Origin of the sequence: Nonomuraea basaltis (assembly GCF_005893125.1) — a bacterium.
Taxonomy (GTDB): domain Bacteria; phylum Actinomycetota; class Actinomycetes; order Streptosporangiales; family Streptosporangiaceae; genus Nonomuraea; species Nonomuraea basaltis.
Map to the genome: position 1 here is coordinate 44,266 of NZ_VCJS01000008.1, position 16,514 is coordinate 60,779.

14 protein-coding genes are annotated in these 16,514 nt (G+C 69.7%); 8 read left to right on the plus strand and 6 right to left on the minus strand.

What is annotated here, in order from left to right:
• The first annotated feature begins 159 nt into the window (after positions 1 to 159).
• The 3 genes from EJK15_RS05555 to EJK15_RS05565 all read left to right on the plus strand — a co-directional run bounded on the left by EJK15_RS05555 (position 160) and on the right by EJK15_RS05565 (position 3,415).
• Positions 160 to 1,029, plus strand: a complete 870-nt coding sequence (locus EJK15_RS05555) for a hypothetical protein (RefSeq protein ID WP_138709280.1) — start codon at positions 160 to 162, stop codon at positions 1,027 to 1,029.
• 185 nt (positions 1,030 to 1,214) lie between these two features.
• On the plus strand, positions 1,215 to 1,874 hold the full coding sequence (locus EJK15_RS05560; RefSeq protein ID WP_138709281.1) for an SRPBCC family protein: 660 nt from the start codon (positions 1,215 to 1,217) through the stop codon (positions 1,872 to 1,874).
• 209 nt (positions 1,875 to 2,083) lie between these two features.
• Positions 2,084 to 3,415: a glycoside hydrolase family 30 protein gene (locus tag EJK15_RS05565; RefSeq protein WP_138709282.1), complete on the plus strand. Its 1,332-nt coding sequence runs from the start codon at positions 2,084 to 2,086 to the stop codon at positions 3,413 to 3,415.
• A 39-nt stretch (positions 3,416 to 3,454) separates the two neighbouring features.
• Here EJK15_RS05565 and EJK15_RS05570 read toward each other — a convergent pair whose 3' ends face one another.
• Positions 3,455 to 4,591: an ROK family transcriptional regulator gene (locus EJK15_RS05570; RefSeq protein WP_138709283.1), complete on the minus strand. Its 1,137-nt coding sequence runs from the start codon at positions 4,589 to 4,591 to the stop codon at positions 3,455 to 3,457.
• 77 nt (positions 4,592 to 4,668) lie between these two features.
• Here EJK15_RS05570 and EJK15_RS05575 point away from each other — a divergent pair, with 77 nt between their 5' ends.
• Positions 4,669 to 5,943, plus strand: coding sequence for a Gfo/Idh/MocA family protein (locus tag EJK15_RS05575; RefSeq protein WP_138709284.1), 1,275 nt, complete (start codon positions 4,669 to 4,671; stop codon positions 5,941 to 5,943).
• Positions 5,944 to 5,997: 54 nt separating this feature from the next.
• Here EJK15_RS05575 and EJK15_RS05580 read toward each other — a convergent pair whose 3' ends face one another.
• On the minus strand, positions 5,998 to 7,434 hold the full coding sequence (locus tag EJK15_RS05580; protein ID WP_138709285.1) for a serine/threonine-protein kinase: 1,437 nt from the start codon (positions 7,432 to 7,434) through the stop codon (positions 5,998 to 6,000).
• Positions 7,421 to 8,737, minus strand: a complete 1,317-nt coding sequence (locus tag EJK15_RS05585; protein ID WP_171074131.1) for a DUF4407 domain-containing protein — start codon at positions 8,735 to 8,737, stop codon at positions 7,421 to 7,423. The genes EJK15_RS05580 and EJK15_RS05585 overlap by 14 nt, the downstream gene beginning before the upstream one ends.
• A 277-nt stretch (positions 8,738 to 9,014) precedes the next feature.
• Here EJK15_RS05585 and EJK15_RS05590 point away from each other — a divergent pair, with 277 nt between their 5' ends.
• From EJK15_RS05590 to EJK15_RS05600, 3 genes are read left to right on the plus strand one after another with little or no spacing between them, the layout of a single operon-like run.
• A complete protein-coding gene (locus tag EJK15_RS05590) occupies positions 9,015 to 10,463 on the plus strand; it encodes a hypothetical protein (protein ID WP_138709287.1) in 1,449 nt (482 codons plus the stop codon).
• Positions 10,450 to 11,451, plus strand: a complete 1,002-nt coding sequence (locus tag EJK15_RS05595; RefSeq protein WP_138709288.1) for a hypothetical protein — start codon at positions 10,450 to 10,452, stop codon at positions 11,449 to 11,451. The genes EJK15_RS05590 and EJK15_RS05595 overlap by 14 nt, the downstream gene beginning before the upstream one ends.
• Complete coding sequence (locus EJK15_RS05600) at positions 11,439 to 13,370, plus strand: hypothetical protein (RefSeq protein WP_138709289.1); 1,932 nt, start codon at positions 11,439 to 11,441, stop codon at positions 13,368 to 13,370. The genes EJK15_RS05595 and EJK15_RS05600 overlap by 13 nt, the downstream gene beginning before the upstream one ends.
• A gap of 110 nt (positions 13,371 to 13,480) precedes the next feature.
• Here the strand turns inward: EJK15_RS05600 and EJK15_RS05605 are convergent, their stop codons facing one another.
• Positions 13,481 to 15,157 (minus strand): IS1634 family transposase, encoded by a 1,677-nt coding sequence (locus EJK15_RS05605; RefSeq protein WP_206060665.1) that lies wholly within the window; start codon positions 15,155 to 15,157, stop codon positions 13,481 to 13,483.
• Positions 15,158 to 15,265: 108 nt separating this feature from the next.
• The gene (locus tag EJK15_RS05610) at positions 15,266 to 15,655 is read right to left on the minus strand and encodes a DUF1877 family protein (protein ID WP_171074132.1); all 390 of its coding nucleotides are present in this window, start codon (positions 15,653 to 15,655) and stop codon (positions 15,266 to 15,268) included.
• A gap of 275 nt (positions 15,656 to 15,930) precedes the next feature.
• On the opposite strand from EJK15_RS05610, the gene EJK15_RS05615 reads away from it, so the two are divergent.
• On the plus strand, positions 15,931 to 16,122 hold the full coding sequence (locus EJK15_RS05615; protein WP_138709292.1) for a DinB family protein: 192 nt from the start codon (positions 15,931 to 15,933) through the stop codon (positions 16,120 to 16,122).
• Here the strand turns inward: EJK15_RS05615 and EJK15_RS05620 are convergent.
• Positions 16,097 to 16,303, minus strand: a complete 207-nt coding sequence (locus EJK15_RS05620; RefSeq protein ID WP_138709293.1) for a hypothetical protein — start codon at positions 16,301 to 16,303, stop codon at positions 16,097 to 16,099. The genes EJK15_RS05615 and EJK15_RS05620 overlap by 26 nt on opposite strands.
• Positions 16,304 to 16,514 lie beyond the last annotated feature (211 nt).

Sequence of the window (16,514 nt, forward strand, 5' to 3'; positions counted from 1 at the left end):
CCCGTGGTTTCAGGTGGGTGGCGGGGCCTATGCGAAATTAGTCACAATTAGTGCTTCAAGGGAACGTTGTTATCAAATAGTCTCCTCAAGGACGAGAGTCCAGACCAGCAACTTGCAGCGTTTGTCCTGTTTATTGGGATATTCCGGGAGGGTGTATTGGTGTATGAACCGGGCTCCGACCGTCTCTGCGAGCGATGCGGCTCCCACGTCAGCGGCCTCCCCCAGTGCCCGCTCTGCGGGGTCCCGCTCGCGCAGCCGTCCGCTCCCGGATCGCCGCACGGCGACTGGGAGCTCGAGGAGCCGCTGCGACCGATGCCCGTCTGGCTGCGGCCATCAGTGCTGATCGGCCTGGTCACGGCCACCCTCGCGCTCGCCCTGATCTGGTGGCCGGCCTCCGGCCGCCCCTCCGCTCCGGGCGAAGCCGCCGAAGGGCGCCTGGGCCAGTCTCCGATCCTGGCCTCGGGCGCCCCCGAGAGCGGCACCCCGGAGACCGGTGCCCCCGAGAGCGGCACCTTGGGGGCCGAGGAGACCGGCGACGAGTGGTTGACGGACCCCGCCACCGACGACATGACCTTTTCCCGCGCATCCGCCGCCCACCAGGCCGGGAAGATGGACGAGCTGCTGTCCAGCAGCAGTTCCTCCCGCGCCGACCTCTCCGTCGCCATCGAGCGGGCGAGCCGGTGCAAGCGGGGCGGCGTGGAGGACATCCAGCACATCACCGCCAGCCGCCGCGACCAGCTCGCCGCCGCCAACGCGCTCGCCGTCAGCGCCATCCCGGGCGGGGCGGATCTGAAGGATGCCCTGGTGGACGCGCTCGACGCCTCCTATGACGCCGACGCCGCGTTCCTCTCGTGGGCCCGGCACCACGTCGGTGGCAAGTGCGCCGGCCCGGTCGCCGAGGACCGCGACTTCAAACGCGGCGTGGACAGATCGAAGGCCGCGCAGATGGCGAAGGCCCAGTTCGCGAAGGCGTGGCGCCCCCTCGCGGAAACGCACGGCCTCACCAAGTGGAAGCCGAGCACGATTTAACGACTCCCATATTTACGACATATGCGAACTTTTCACGCCAAGCGTGCGATTAACGGCGCACACCCCAAATTCACACCTGTTAGAAAAGTAGCCGTCCACGCCGGCCCTGTCCGCACCGGACCCCTATCCAAGCTCGGCGTGACGTCGGAGACTGGGCGTTCCAACCCGATGCGAAGGAGTACGCGATGTTCATGGCGCGGTACATGACGCGTTCGATGCTCAGGTTCGCGGCAGGGGCGGCGGCGGGTTACCTGCTCGCCGTACGCCCATGGCACCTGCGCTGGGGTGCCGATGACGGCGAGGTCTATGGCGAGATGGCCGGTGACGACATCGTCCACGCGCCGCAGTACCAGGCGACCCGCGCCGTCACCGTCGACGCGCCTCCGGCGGCCGTCTGGCCCTGGCTGGTTGAGTTCGGCGGTTACGCCCCCGGTGTCACCCCCGCGGCCACCGCCCAGCCCGGCGGCACCGCCCCACCCGGCGACACCGCTCAGGAAGGCGCGACCCAAGAGGGCGCCGCTCAAGAGGGCGCCACGACCGAGCAGCAAGGGCTGAAGGTCGGCGACACCCTGCACTCCACGCCGGACGGCTCCGGGTTCGTCGTGGAGCAGGTCGACCCGCCGCACACCCTCGTGCTGGCCCTGCGCGGCCCCGACGCCACCACCACCTGCTCCGTCTCCCTGCGCGAGATCGACGGCAGGACCCGGATGGTGTTCCGCGTCCGGATCCGGGCCCAGCCCGGTCTGCGCGGCACCGGTTACCTCGCCCGGATGGACCTGGCCGATTTCGTGACGATGCGCCGGCAGCTGCTGACCATCAAGGAGCGCGCCGAGTCCACCCGCTGACCGCGGGGGCTTGCCCCCGCGGGAGAACAAACGCCTCTTCCTTGCTTTGGGGGGAACGCGGGGGGCTTGCCCCCCGCGGGTGTTGCTTTTGGGGGGAACGCGGGGGGCTTGCCCCCCGCGGGTGTGTTGACGGGAGACCTTTCCGGCGTTTACGGTTCCGGAAATATGGCGAAACATATCGTCATATTTCCGAAACTTTCGGAGGCGCCATGTCACGAGTAGTTGTCGCGATCACCCTGCTCGGCCTCCCGGCAGTGACCCCGACGCATCCCGCGGACCCACCGGCCATCACCGTGAACGAGCGCGTCAGGCACCAAGAGATCGACGGCTTCGGCGTCTCCCAGGCGTTCCGGCGCAACGAGCTGCTCAAGGCGCTGTCGGAGCAGCAGCAGCGGGAGATCCTCGACCTGTGGTTCGACCGGAACAAGGGAGCCGGGCTGAGCATCCTGCGCCTGGGCATCGGCTCGTCCCCCGCGGGCAGCCCGTACGACCACATGGTGTCGATCCAGCCGGAGAACCCCGGCGGCCCGGACGCGCCGCCCAAGTACGTCTGGGACGGCGACGACAACAGCCAGGTCTGGGTGGCCAAGGAGGCGAAGGCGTACGGGGCCAGGCGCTTCTTCGCCGACGCCTGGAGCGCGCCCGGCTACATGAAGGACAACGGCGACGACAAGAACGGCGGCACCCTGCTGCCGGAGTGGCAGCGCGCGTACGCGAACTACCTGGTGGCGTACACGAAGTTCTACGCCAAGGAAGGCATCAAGATCACCGACCTGGGGTTCACGAACGAGCCCGACTGGACCGCCACGTACGCCTCCATGCGCTTCACCCCCGAGCAGGCCGCCCAGTTCGTCAAGGTGCTCGGCCCGGTCGCCGGGGACGTGAAACTGGCGTGCTGCGACTCGTTCGGCTGGACCCAGGGCAAGGCGTACACGGCCGCGATCGAGGCCGACCCCGAGGCCCGCCGCTGGGTGAAGACCCACACGGCCCACACGTACGCCAGCCCCGTGGACGGCGCGCTGCCGACCAGCAGGAAGACGTGGATGTCGGAGTGGAACCCGAACGGCAACACCTGGAACGAGGCCTGGGACGACGGCAGCGGGTACGACGGCTTCACGATCGCCCAGGCGATCCATGACTCGCTCACGCTCGGCAACGTCAGCGCCTACGTCTACTGGCTGGGCGCCTCGCGCGGCACGACCAGGGCGTTCATGCAGATCGACGACGCCGCGAAGACGTACAGCGTGTCCAAGCGCCTGTGGGCGATGGCGGCCTACAGCCGGTTCATCCGGCCGGGCGCGGTCAGGATGGACGCCTCGGCGGCCGATCCGGCGCTGAAGGTTTCGGCGTTCCGCAACTCCGACGGCTCCCGCGTGATCGTGGCGCTCAACACGGGCACGGCGCCGGTCACGTGGAAGGGCGTGCACGGGAAGGCGACCGCCTACGTGACGGACACCGCCAACTCGCTCACCCCCTCAGCGGTGACCGGCCGCACGGTGACGCTCCAGCCGCGGGCGCTCACCACCGTCGTCATCCGCTGATGAGCGCGAGAGCCCGGGCAGGGTCCGCCCGGGCTCTCGCTAGGAAGTCAAGGACGGCTCACGAGCGGGGGTGCGGCCGTCGAGTACGCGGTGCTCGACGTCGTCGAGCGCCAGCCGCACGGCGCCGAGCACCACGGCCTCGTCGCCGAGCGCGGACACGCGCACCTCGGGTGTGCGGATGCACCAGCGGTCCAGTTCGCGCCTGAGCGGCTCGATGAGCACGTCGGCCGAGCGCGAGAAGCCGCCGCCGACCACGACCATCTGCGGGTCCAGCGCCAGCACCAGCGCCGACGCGCCGAGCGCCAGGTCCCTGACGTAGCGGCGCACGGCCGTGTTCGCGGCCTTGTCGCCCGCGCGGGCGGCGGCGAACACGTCGCCGGCCTCGCCCTCGGCGGCTCGCAGATGCTCCGGGGCGCGGAGCCAGCCGAGCGCGGGCAACGCGCCGATCTCCCCCGAGGCGTTGGCGAAGCCGCGGTGCAGCTTGCCGTCGATCACCAGACCCGCGCCGGTACGCAGCCCGGCCAGCAGGAACACCATGTCCTTGGCGTAGCGGGCCACGCCGCGCCAGCACTCGGCCAGGGCGGCGAGCTTGCTGTCGTTCTCGACGAGCACGGGCGCGGGGGCCAGCCTGCGCACGTGCGCGGCCAGGTCGACGCCCGTCCACTCGGGCAGAGCCTCCGACAGCATCACCCGGCCGGCGCCGTCGACCAGGCCGGTCGTGCCGACGCCCGAGGCCCACACGTCGCCGCCGGTCAGCCCCGCCTCCTCCAGGCACTGCCCGGCCGCCAGGTCCACGGCCGCCAGCCGTTCGGCCCGGCCCATCTCGGGGGTGACGGGGACGCGGGCGCTGTTCTCCACGTTCCCGTCCAGGTCGGCTACCACCGCGCGGATCTTGTGGCCGCCGATGTCGATGCCGAGCACCCGGCCCGCGTCGGCCCTGAAGCGGTAGCGCCTGGCCGGGCGGCCCACCCCGCCCGAGGTGGCGCCCGCCTCGGCGACCCAGCCCTTCCGCAGCAGCTCACGGACCACGTCCTCGGTGGAGGCGCGCGACAGCCCGGTCCGCTTGGCGACCTCGGTGAGCGTGAGCGACGGCTGCCCCTGGAGCACCTTGATCACGGCGAGCGCGTTGAGCTGCCTCAGGCGCGACAGATCTCCGCCACTCGGTTCCCCGGCCATCGGCCCCCCTTGCTGTCAGCTTTCCAAGACCGAATAATGATGCTCTCCATGATATTTCTTCGAGAGAAAAGGGCTCCATGACCGAGGTGACTCTAGCCGTCGTGGGCGGCGGCCTGCGAGGGCTGACCTATGCGCGCCACGCGCACGCCACCGGCGCGGGCCGGGTGGTGGCGGTGGCCGACCCCGACCCGCGGCGCCGCGCCATCTTCGCGGCGGAGTTCGGGATCGCGCCCGAGGCGGCGCACCTGGGCTGGAAGGAGCTGGCGGCGGCGGGGCGGGTCGCGGACGCGGTGGTCATCGCGACGCAGGACCGGCTGCACACCGATCCCGCGGTGACGCTGGCCGATCTCGGTTACCACATTCTCCTGGAGAAGCCGATGGCGACGACGGAGCCGGAGGCGGCCATGATCGCCGAGGCCGCCCGGCGCAACGGCATCATGCTGGCCGTCTGCCATGTGCTGCGGTACACGCCGTACACGCGGGTGGTGCGGGAGCTGCTCGAAGCCGGGCGCATCGGGCGGCTCGTCAACGCCCAGCACCTGGAGCCCGTCGGGTGGTGGCACCAGGCGCACTCCTTCGTGCGCGGGCACTGGCGGCGGCAGGACACCTCCGCGCCGATGCTGCTGGCCAAGTCGTGCCACGACATCGACTGGCTGGTGCATCTCTTCGGGCGGCCGCCCGCGCGAGTCTCGTCGTTCGGGTCGTTGTCGCACTTCCGCCCCGAGGAGCGGCCCTCGGAGGCCGCCGACCGATGCCTCGACTGCACGCTCGAACCGTCGTGCCCGTACTCCGCGCCGCGGCTCTACCTGGGTTGCCTGGATGATCCGCGCCGCGAGTTCTGGCCGTTGTCGGCGGTCACGCCGGGGCGCACCGAGGAGGACGTGCTGGAGGCGCTGCGCACCGGGCCGTACGGGCGGTGCGTGTACGCGTGCGACAACGACGTCGTGGACCACCAGGACGTGATGATGGAGTTCGACGACGGGGCGACGTGCACGTTCACGATGAGCGCGTTCACGCCCATGGAGCACCGGCGCACCCGGCTGTTCGGCACGCACGGCTACATCGACGGCGACGGGCGCACGCTGCGGGTGGTCGACTTCCGTACCGGGGACGAGGAGGTCATCGCCACGGACGTGGCCGGCGGGGCTTCGGCGGCCGGGGGGCACGGCGGCGGCGACGCGGGGCTCACCGACGCCTTCCTCGCCGCCGTGTCGTCAGGGGACCCGGCCCTGCTGCGGTCGGACGCGGCCGAGAGCCTGATGACACACCGCGTCGTCTGGGCCGCCGAACAGGCCCGCCTCACCGGCTCCGTCGTCACCCTCGGCCCCCGGCCCGGCATCCCGGCCCACTGACCGCATCGGACGAACACCAGCAAGCGCCCGCCTCCAGGCGTTCGACCTCCGCGGCTAGCCCTGGGCGGCGACTCTCCGCGCGACGTCCTCGCGGGTCGCGGACGGCAACAGGGGCAGCAGGCGGTCGCGGCACGAAGGCGGGCAATGCACGAGCAACCCGGCGATCGTAGCGGACGGAAGGCGGCTCAGCGCCTGACCGGCCGGGTCCTCCGGCATCGCGGCGACGGCGAGGCCGGTCTGCCGGGTGTCGATGGCCGCCATCGCCTCGAGGGCCGCCGCGGAGTGCCGATCGTGCATGTGGCCGAGCACGCGTCCGCGGTGATGGGGGTCCATCGCCAGCACGACCCCGGCCACGAGGCTCGGGTCACGTACCTGGTCCAGCAGCCAGCCCACGCGACGCGGGAGCAGCATTTGCAGGATCTTCGCGCTCTTCGTCGCCTGGCGGCACATCTCCTCCACCGCGGCGGTCGTGAACAGCTGCCACTGCTCGGCGAGGAGCACCGCCGCCTCGGCGGCGGGCAGTGCGAGGGCCATCGAGCCTCTTTCCGCGGCGCCGGCGCCGGCGAGCGTCCGACGCACTCGTTGCGCCTCCACGCCACCACCCGTGCTCGCGCCGCCCCCTCCCGCCCCGTTCGCCGGGGGCCGGGGCGGCGGAGGCGGTTTCGTGACAGGGCCTTGCGACACCCCGGGAACGCGCGCGGCGGCCTGCTCCAGCATCCGCGCGAGTTCACCGGCCGTCATCCGGGTGTCCGGGCTCTTGGCCAGCAACCGGTTGATCGTCGGCTTGAGCCTGACCGCCCGGGTCATCGGGTCCGGGGGGAACGTGAGGATCGCGAACCTGGTGGCCTCCTCGGTGCCCCTGTGGAACGGCGGACGTCCCTCCAGGGCCGTGTAAAGCGTGGCGCCGAGCGACCACAGATCGGCCGCCTCGCCTGCCGGGGTGCCCCGCAGCCGCTCGGGGGCTATGAAGTCGGGAGTGCCGATCACATGACCGAGCATGGTGATGCGCTCGTGACCCTCGATGGCGGCGATCCCGAAGTCCACCAGCACGACCCCGCCGGCAGCGGTGATCAGGATGTTGTCCGGCTTCACATCGCGGTGGAGCACCCCCACCCCGTGCGCGGCGGCGAGCGCGTCGAGCGCCTGGGCGCCGATCCGCACCACGGCGGGCTCGGACAAGGGCCCCCTCTCGATGAGCTCGCCGAGCACGGCGCCCTCCACGTAGTCCATCACGATCCATGGACCGTCCGGGGCGTCGAGCACGTCGTGCACCCGGACGATGCCCGGGTGGTCGATCCGGGCCAGCGCCTGCGCCTCGCGTTCTGCCCGCGCCGTCAGCTCGGGCAGGCGGCCGACGTCCGCGCGCACCTGTTTGAGCGCCACCACGCGGTCGAGCTTGCGGTCGCGGCCGCGCCAGACCCGCCCCATGCCGCCGCTGCCGAGTTGCGCCTCGATGGCGAACCGGCCGGCGACGTGCTCACCAATCATCATTCGGTCCGGCGTACTCGGCCCGCGGGCGGTCGCCCGTCCCGGCCGCCCGGGTGGCGCGGTTGTCCCGGAGGTTGCGGAGCGACTCGTCCTCGAAGCTCCTGCCCTCGTGGCGCTCCTGCGGGGGCGGGGGTGACGTGCCGGTGTCGTAGAAGACTCCGGTACGCGGCTCGTCCGCGGCGTACGGCCGGGTCGTGCCGTCCCGCCAGGCCCCGCGCGGTGGCCTTCTGTCCGCCTCGTAGATCTGGTCGATGGCGGAGTTGACCTCACGCTTCTCCAACGCTGCCACGATCGTGTCGTAACTGCCGGGCCGCTGCATCAGCTTGACGATGACCGGCAGGCACTCGATGAGCAGGATGAACAGGAACAGCAAGATCCTGGCCATGTTGAGGGTCGGGTTGTCCTGCGACACCCTGCTGAGTGCCTCCAGCCGCAGCAGCAGGCCGTCGGATCCCTGGATCTCGGCGGCGAAGCCGGCTCTGAGCCGTGCCTGCCCCTCGGTCAGTTTGCCCAGCTCCGTCTGTACGCTGCGCAGGTCCTGCTCCGCCTGGGCCAGCCTGCTCGCCTTTCCGGCCTCCTGAGTGTCACTGAGCCGCTTCCTGCGCTGCTCGACCTGCCGGTCGATGTCATTCACCCGGCCACGGGCCGTCTTGTATGCCTCTTCCGCCGCCTTCGCAAGAGGCCCGGAGCCCTTCTTCGCACATTTGGGCGGCCCGACGTACAGCTGGCACTGCCATTCCTGGTAGAACGCGTCCCGCTGCTTCACCGCCCGCTCACGCGATTTGCTCAATTCCTGGATCCGGGGGTCGGCCGCCGGGTCGAGCGGACTTTCCCCGCGGGAGGCGATCACGGCCCCCAGGGCCGCCGCGGACTTCTCCAGGGCGGCTATGCGCCGGCCGGTCTCGCCGCCCTGCTGCGCGCGGGTGAACGCGTCGGCCTTCTCCTGCTGGATGTCGACGATCTCGGCATCGATCTCGGGTTTGAAGATCTGCAGCACCAGCGGCGTGGAGATGACGGCTCCCAGGAGCAACGCGAGCAGCACCCGGGGGAGGGCGAGCCCCAAGCGTCCTCCGCCTCGGGCCGGCAGGGACGTGACGAGCCAGCGGTCCAGGCTCAGAATCGCCACGCCCCAGACGAGGCCGATCAGGACGGCGAGGACCGGGAACACCTTGAGCGCCGAGGCTAACGCGAACGTCATGGAGATGGCGGCGATGCAGGCCGTGGTCAGGATGGCGCCACCCAGACCGTGGAACCTGGCGCGCTCCCCCTTGTACTCGTCCAGCACGTCCGGACGGGCACCTGACAAGACGATCAACCATCTACCGACCACGCGCGGCTCCGGGAGGAAGGGACCAGGACGCTGTACGCCCTACCCCGTGGGTAATCCACTGACTACCATAAACAATCGGCAATCCTGATTTATAACAAGAGAATCTGAGCGCCCCGCCAGGCTGCAGCTACCACAAGGGATCACAAACCACCCGGAAACGGACAAAATCTTGACAATCCACCCTTACGGCCACTTACTCCGCCTCAAGAGAGTGATTCGCACCGAATAAGGGTTCGACAACGGGTGGGGAGATTTGAGCAATTTCGCAGAGGGTGGTTTGCGAGGGGATCTCGCCGATCTGATCGCCTCGTTCAGGGAACGGCTGGTCATCGTGGAGATCGACGCCGCCGGAACACGGATCTTCGAGGTCCGCGTCGACGAGGTCGGCACGACGTACCACACGCGCAGGGCCGCCGCCAAATGGTCCACCTTGACCGCCGCCGGCGATGACGTCCACGACGCGGTGCACCGGATCGCCCGCGATCTGATCTCCGCCGACGAGGGAGACCCGGTGGTGGTGCTGCGGTCCGCCGACGGGCAGGAGCAGCAGGCGGCCGTGCGCGCGCTGCGGCAGTCGCACCCGTCGGCCCAGGTCGTCGAGGTGTCCGGGGTCAAGGTCGGAGAGCTGCTCCGTGAGCTGGTCGCCGGCGCGCCCCTGCGCCAGGCGTACGACCTGATCGTGGCGCGAGAGCGCGCGGACGACGGCAGACTCGAGCTGGTGGGACGGCGGCTGTTCGGCCCCGGCGCGAAGCCGGGGGAGGACGCCCAGGTGGCCGTCACCTGCACCGCCGCGGGAGGCATGCTGCTCGCGATCTCCGCCTGGGCGGGTCCGCTCCAGCCTTCGGAGCTGGTGTCGGTCGACCATGCGCCGCTCTCGCCCGGACGACATCTGCTGCGGGCGGTGTTGGAGCGGCCCGGCGTCGTCCGCTTTCCCGGGATCCCGGGCCTCCGGCCGGACACCCGGGCATGGGCGGACGTGGTGGCCACGCTGCCGCCGCAGCTGCAGTCCGCGTCCCGGCCCGCGCACCTGGTGTGCGCCATAGAGACGTCGGGGACCGCGAAGGAGTTCGAGGCGCGCTGCCACTGGGCCGGCTACGTCATCGACCTGCTCGCCGAACGCGGTCTCGATCTCCAGCAGCTCCAGGTGTCCGTCGTGGGATACGGCACCCACGTGTTCGGCACCCGGCACGCGGACCGTACCCGGCCGAACTTGGCCGTCTGGTCGGCGTCCGCGGCGCAGGCACGGGCCGCCCTGGAGTCTCTGCAGCCCACCACGCCGACCTACCCGAACGCCGCCCAGCTCGAGGACGTGCTCGCGGAGGTGAGCACCCGGCTGCTCCCCCAGCCGAGCAACACGCGGACGGCGCTGCTCACCATCGGGGCGCGACCACCGCATCCGCCTCGGTCCGGCCTCGACCGCGTGCCCCCCTGCCCCGCCCGATACGACTGGCTGGCGCTGCTGCGCGAGATGGAACAGCGCCACGAGCTGAGAAGCGCGGTCATCTGCGACAGTGCGCCCGCCGCCCCCTCGTCTCCCTGGCATCGGCTCGGCTCGGCCGCGTTGTTCCAGGTGGACGCGGTGAACGCGGAAGAACTCGCGCTCCGGCTCGGCCTGATGACAGCGCCTGGCGCCGCGCTCTCGCTCCCCTTCGTCTCCCAGAGTTTCGTCTCCCAGAATGAGGACATCGGTGGTCGACACTGACTCCGCCCCCGGCGATTTCGAGCGCGATCGCGAGCCTGACATCGCCATGTGGGGTGCTTCGGGCAGCGGCAAGACCGCCTTTCTGGCGGCGCTGAGCATCGCGCTGAACAAGGCGCCCGACGCGGGCTGGAGGCTCATCGGGGAGAACCCGGTGTCCCGGACGGAGCTGGCGAAGATGCGTACGACGCTGCTGCAGACGCGGACGTTCCCGGCCCCGACCGAGGCCCTCACCCACTACAGCTGGCTGGTCATCGGCCCGGCGGAGGCGCCGCGCAGACGATGGTGGTGGCCGTGGAAGACGCGTGAGGGGAAGGCGCCGAAGATCAAGCTCGACTTCCTGGACCTGCGCGGTGACCTGTACGCCGAGTCCGAGTCGAACATCGACAAGAAGGCCCTGGTCGACAGCCTGGTCAAAAGCCGCGGACTGATCTACATGTTCGACCCGGACCGCGAGGCCCGGGTGGGTGACGCCTTCAAACACCTGGACGCCGCTCTGCATGAGGTCGCCGGGCGGATGCTCGTCGGCGACGAGTACGAGGACGGCAAACTCCCCCACTTCATCGCGGTCTGCATCACCAAGTATGACGACCCGAAAGTGTTGCGAGCCGCGATCGAAGAGGGGTTCACCGAGCGGGATCCCGGCGACGAGCTGCGCATCCCCCGTGTGCCCGAGGAGCGGGTCCGCGACTTCTTCCGGCTGCTGTGCCGCGACGCCCAGGACCACAACACGGAGATGATCCTCGACCTGATCGAGGCCTTCTTCCACGCGGACCGCATCAAGTACTTCGTGACCTCGTCGGTGGGCCTGTTCATCGACGAGGACCTCGGCCGCTTCGACCCGGACGACTCCCTGAACGTCATCGACAACGCGAGCGGCGGGCTGACGATCCGGGGCGCCATCCGGCCCATGAACGTCATGGAGCCCGTGATCTGGCTCGGCCGCATGCTCCGGCCCGGCGCGATGAGGAGCAGACGATGGGACGGCTGACCGCCCACTGGGCGATCCTCGGCAAGACACCGGAGAGCCTGGACGACTACAGCGTGATCGGCTGCAGCACGGGAGCGATCACCAGCGCGGAGTTCGGCATGTGGCTCAAGGCGTTCACCTCCGGGACCATGGAGCCCAAGGCCCTCCCGCGGGTGGCGACCAGCTACTTCTCCGACGCTGACGGGGAGCCCTGGCTGGGGCTGTCCCTGCAGAAGACCGAACCGGACTCCCAGGACGGCTTCCAACGCCCGTACGCGATGACGTATTACGTCTGCGTACGCTGGGCGGACGTCGCCTCGGAGTCGACCAGGGTGACGTACCGGGCCCTGTATGAGGCGCTGCTGAAGGAGAACTTCTCCGGCGACGCGCCCTTCCGGCTCTCCCCCGCGGCGTACGACGAGCGCCATCTCGCCGGCCAGGTCAACGGCACGGCACGGCGGGCGGCGGCGCTGCTGCTCACCGGACAACCCGTCTGCCTGGTGCGGGCCGGCCATCTCTCGCTGGACCAGCGGCTGGACTTCCTGGACACCGTGGCGGCGCTGCTCCCGTACGGGTTCCGCCACACGCTGGCGGCCTCCACCTGGACCAACAGCGCTTCCCGGCACCGGATCCGCCTCTCCTTCGCCGAGGTGCCGCCCACCCACGGGGTCTGGGAGCTGCCGTGGGACGACCCGGGCGGGACGATCCCGCCCCAGGCACTGTTCTACGAGCGGGAACTGGAGCGCTATCAGGGCGATGACCTTTGTGAGCTGATGAGGTGGCTCACGACCGCGGCCGAACCGGGCGACTTCGACGACGCCTCCCACCGTGCCGCGGCGTCCAGGCTGCTCCGCGGCCGTCCCTCCCCCGGGCTGCCGGCGCAGGCCGAGCCGCACGCCGCCGCCCTGCCCTCGGTCGAGCAGCTGCTGCACCAGTGCCGTGAGAGCATCGTGCACGCCGACGGGCAGCGTCTCACCGTCCTCAACGCGCAGCTGGCGCAGCGGGCCCGAGGTCGTGTGGCGGACCACGATCGCAAGACCTACCGCGTGTTCATCAGAGCGAACCCCATCCGCCCACCCGAACGGCTGGCCGACTCGTCCGCCGTGCGGCATTTCTTCGAGATCCTGCTACGGCTGCTGTACGGATCGGCGATGCATGCGGCCGACGTCGAGGAGATGCTGGTCGACCTGGGTGGACCGTTCCGTCAGGAGCCCGCCCTTCCACCGGCGCTGCTCGCCGCGATGCGCCGGATCCTGCCCACCTGCGCCCCCTCGGGCAAGCTGCTCATCGCGAGCCTGCTGGGCCGCGAGCAACTGCACAGCATCCTCGACGGCATGTCGGAGGACGATTTGTTCCGCGTCGCCGTCCAGTCCCGCAACCGCAGGGTGCTGGACGTCGCCATGGCGGAGGCCGAGCACCGCGCCGTGCCCACCGATCCGCGGGCCATGGAGGCCGTCAAATACGCGCTGACCCGGCACCGCTACCTCATCGAGGCGATCAGCTCCATCTGCGCCGCCGAGGAGAGCATCATCTACTACCAGAACGTGCTCTGGGTGAGCTATCGCGGGCAGCTCACCTCGGCCGACATCGAGGAGATCCTCGGTGACCTGGACCGCCCTCCCCAGACGTTCCTGCTCGCGATCGTGGCCGAGAGCGCACCCGGAACGGCCGCGACGCTGCTCCACACGCTCGCGGGCAGCACGGTGCGCAGCCTGGGCCTGGCCGGGAGGCCCGTCGCCGGCCACATCACAGCCGGCCTCGACCGGATGACCGCCCCCGAGGACGACGGCGACGCCCGGAGTACGTCACCTCGCAGACGTTTCCAGAGACTCGATCCCACCTCGGGCATGCCGAAACCGGCTTCCGCCCTCGTGAAGGTCCTCATCGGCGCGTCGATCATCATCGCCCTCGCGGGCCTCGCCCTGTGGCTGTGGCTCTAACCCCCTAGCGGGAGTTTCCCCCTTTTCGTGATCGACTCTTGTGTTTGTTCTGGTAGAAGCGTGTTTGGTGAGGGCTCGGGTGTATTACCCAGGCTGGGTGGCGGTGCTGGTCAGCGGTTTGGGGCGTAGCGCTGGAGTCCGAACAGGTCGAACAGGCGACGTTGGGTGTCGCTCATGTCGGTGAGCAGGCGCTGGGCGCGGGGTCGGCCTTTGCCGCCGTCGTGGTGCAGCAGCACGGTCTCGCCGATGCCTTCGAGCTGTTCCAGCAGCTCGCGGACGGATAGGTGCAGGCCGGCCTGGGCTGCTTGGCGGCGCATGAGGTGCGCCACGGCCAGGGCGAGCACGCAGGTGAACACGTGTACGCGGATCTTCTGGTCGGTCCAGTGGTGTATGGGGCTGAACGACACGACCTGCGGGTCCTTCAACTGCCGGAACCCGAACTCGGCGTTGGACTGGGAGCGGTAGGCGGCGACTACGTCGGCGACCGGCCAGGTATCGCGGTTGGTGAACAGGATCCGCTTGCCGAACAGGCGGTCTTCCAGCTTGGCGCGGGCGCGGGTGTTGGTGCGCCATGACAGTCGAAAGGTGGCCGGATCGTCGCCGGTGAGGGTGGCGTTGATGATCTGGTCGACCCAGCGGGGCTTGAGGATGGCGGCGATGTCCGCCTCGACCTTGCCGCGGGGGCGGCGGGTGTCGCCGCGGTGCAGGCGGGCCTGCAACTCGGCCAGCTTCGTGCGGGCCTTGGCCAGGGTCTGGTCCAGGCCGCGGGACTGACCGGCGTGCAGTGTAGGTGAGTGGGTGAGCACAGCGCGGCGGGTCACGCCGAGCGCGGTGACCGTGGTGTCGACCGCGGCCAGGTCGGCGTACCGGTCGGCGTCGACGGCCTCGTAACGGCTGCGCGGGATGTCCAGCAGGTCGGGGTGGTCACTGGGCGGCAGTGACCCGACGAACCCGATCCCGGCGGCTTCGACCTGCTCATGGTTGTGGTGGGAGTTCTGCCCGGCGTCGTAGACCACGGTCAGCGACTCGATCGAGTCGACCAGGGGCCGGTATCGGGCGACCAACTCGTCCAGCACGGTGGAGAACTGGGTGACGTCGGGCCGGTCGCCGGAGTAGACGTGCGAGACGATCGGGATGCCGCCGTCGCGGGTGACGACGAGGGCCAGGCCGACCAGCCGCAGATCGGTGCGTTTCTGTTTGGCCTTGCCCCGCTGCGCGATCGGCGCCCGATCATTCGTGGAATCGATGTAGGTGGCGAAGTTCGTCATGTCCAGGGCGACGCTGGCCAGGTCGAGCCCATACCGGTCGATCATGCCGCCGTAGACCGACGTCTCGATGGTCCGAAGGTCATCCTCGCCGAGTAGGTCCATCGCGTCCCAGAACCGGCGGTGGTCCAGGGCCTGGGCGTCCAGCTTCACCCACCGCGGTCCCGAGGTGGTGGCCCACCAATCGACGAAGGCCCGCTTCGAGCACGGGTCGACTACCCGGTTGAGGGTGGCCAGGGCCAGGTAGGTGCCCACCGACGCGCCCGCGTGAGCATGGCGGGGCACGACATCATCAACGAGCCCGACCACGTCCAGGGCCTCCAGCATGGACCACACCGCAGCCACATCGCCAAACCGCTTATGCTGGCTGCGTATCAGCTGACCGCCCAGACCGCCGGCCAGTCTGGCCATCACCTCCTCAGCGCTGCCCAGGTACTGCTGCGAGACGATCCGCGGCTTGCCATCCGCCCGGGCGGACTCGACCAGGTAGTAGTAGGTCTGGTTTCCGCGACGCTTCCCCACGACCGACGGCATATATGGGTAATACGTGACCTCGGGTCGAAAGTCCAGCTCAACCCCCGATCCCCAACACGTCGACCATGAAAAGGGATCTCGGACTAGCGCGGGCCGTCAGTACCAGGACATCGTCATACCCGCGTCCGCGCGAACGGCCGCGCTGTACGTCTCCTTGAGGTCGGTGAAGTACAGCGTGAAGTACTCCTCGTCGTCGCCGTTGACGTTCTCGGTCGTCCGTAGGCCCGTCATGAACTGCTCGACAGTGACGGGAGAAAGGCGCTCCCAGAAGGCCCTGACCTGTTCGGGGGTGAGTCGGCCCACGAATCCTTCCTCCGACCCCTCGGCGTCGACGCCGTCCGGACCCCCCACCCCGTGAACGATCTCGTCGCCGTCGAGCCCCAGTGCCTCCAGCCCCACGTGGAGGTAGTACGCGCTCTTGTCGAGGTCGCAGCTACCAAGCTTTTTTCCGTCCCTGACGACGTCGATGTAGATGCAGACCCCCACGGTTGCCTCCCTCGTATACCGTGACTTGGCCTTCGGCGACCAGCATATATGTGCGTAGATCTTCGGGGTGGTCGGTACCGCGGCACGGCCGCACGATGGTTGAGCAGTTCGTCGATACCTGCCCTAAACGGCCGGATCGGGGGCAGGAGATGCTGTCGGGTGGCGGAACGTGATGCATGGCTGCGCGCCCTTCCCCACGAGCGACGGCATTTATGGGTAATACGTGACCTCGGGTCGAAAGTCCAGCTCAACCCCCGATCCCCAACACGTCGATCATGAAAAGAGGGAAACTCGGGCTAGCGCCGACCCGGCCCGCGGTGTGTGCCCGCCGCCTCGGCATGTTCGGCCCCGAACTCCCCGCCCGGCCGGCCACCCCGGCTCACCGGCGGCTCCTCGCCTTTCTCGGCGCGACCTCTCACCCCACCGGCAACCTCGGCCGGATCACTCGATGGCACCGGATCGAGTGAGGAGGTCCTGGTACCAGGTGTCATACGGGCGGTTGGTCGCCGGATAGTTGGCCAGCGGGTTGGTGGCGTTGCCCGCCGAGTCGAAATCCCAGCCGCGCACGAGCCCCAGACCCAGCGGGGTTGCGCTCCAGCCTCCGCCGGGCGACGGTCCGTTGCGATGAGCACGCCGTTCGGCGAGCACACGAGCACGAGGCCGCCTGGGTGCTCTCCAGGATCCCAACGTTCGACCTTCCTGCCGCTATGAGGCCTGAGCTGCGCGGACCGGCGCGGCGCGGCGCGGGTATGTGACTTACGTCGATCCGGGCGGCTGGGCGCCGCGCTGGCCGGTTCGGCCATGTTTGCTCACCTCTTCCGGACGCGGACCTTGACTTAGCGCCTCACGTCACTAGTGA

Coding starts and splice junctions, on each gene's coding strand:
- EJK15_RS05615 (WP_138709292.1), top strand. CDS start 15,931: ATGAAAAGAGGGAAACTCGGGCTAGCGCCGACCCGGCCCGCGGTGTGT.
- EJK15_RS05600 (WP_138709289.1), top strand. CDS start 11,439: ATGGGACGGCTGACCGCCCACTGGGCGATCCTCGGCAAGACACCGGAG.
- EJK15_RS05570 (WP_138709283.1), bottom strand. CDS start 4,591: ATGGCCGGGGAACCGAGTGGCGGAGATCTGTCGCGCCTGAGGCAGCTC.
- EJK15_RS05560 (WP_138709281.1), top strand. CDS start 1,215: ATGTTCATGGCGCGGTACATGACGCGTTCGATGCTCAGGTTCGCGGCA.
- EJK15_RS05580 (WP_138709285.1), bottom strand. CDS start 7,434: ATGATGATTGGTGAGCACGTCGCCGGCCGGTTCGCCATCGAGGCGCAA.
- EJK15_RS05565 (WP_138709282.1), top strand. CDS start 2,084: ATGTCACGAGTAGTTGTCGCGATCACCCTGCTCGGCCTCCCGGCAGTG.
- EJK15_RS05575 (WP_138709284.1), top strand. CDS start 4,669: ATGACCGAGGTGACTCTAGCCGTCGTGGGCGGCGGCCTGCGAGGGCTG.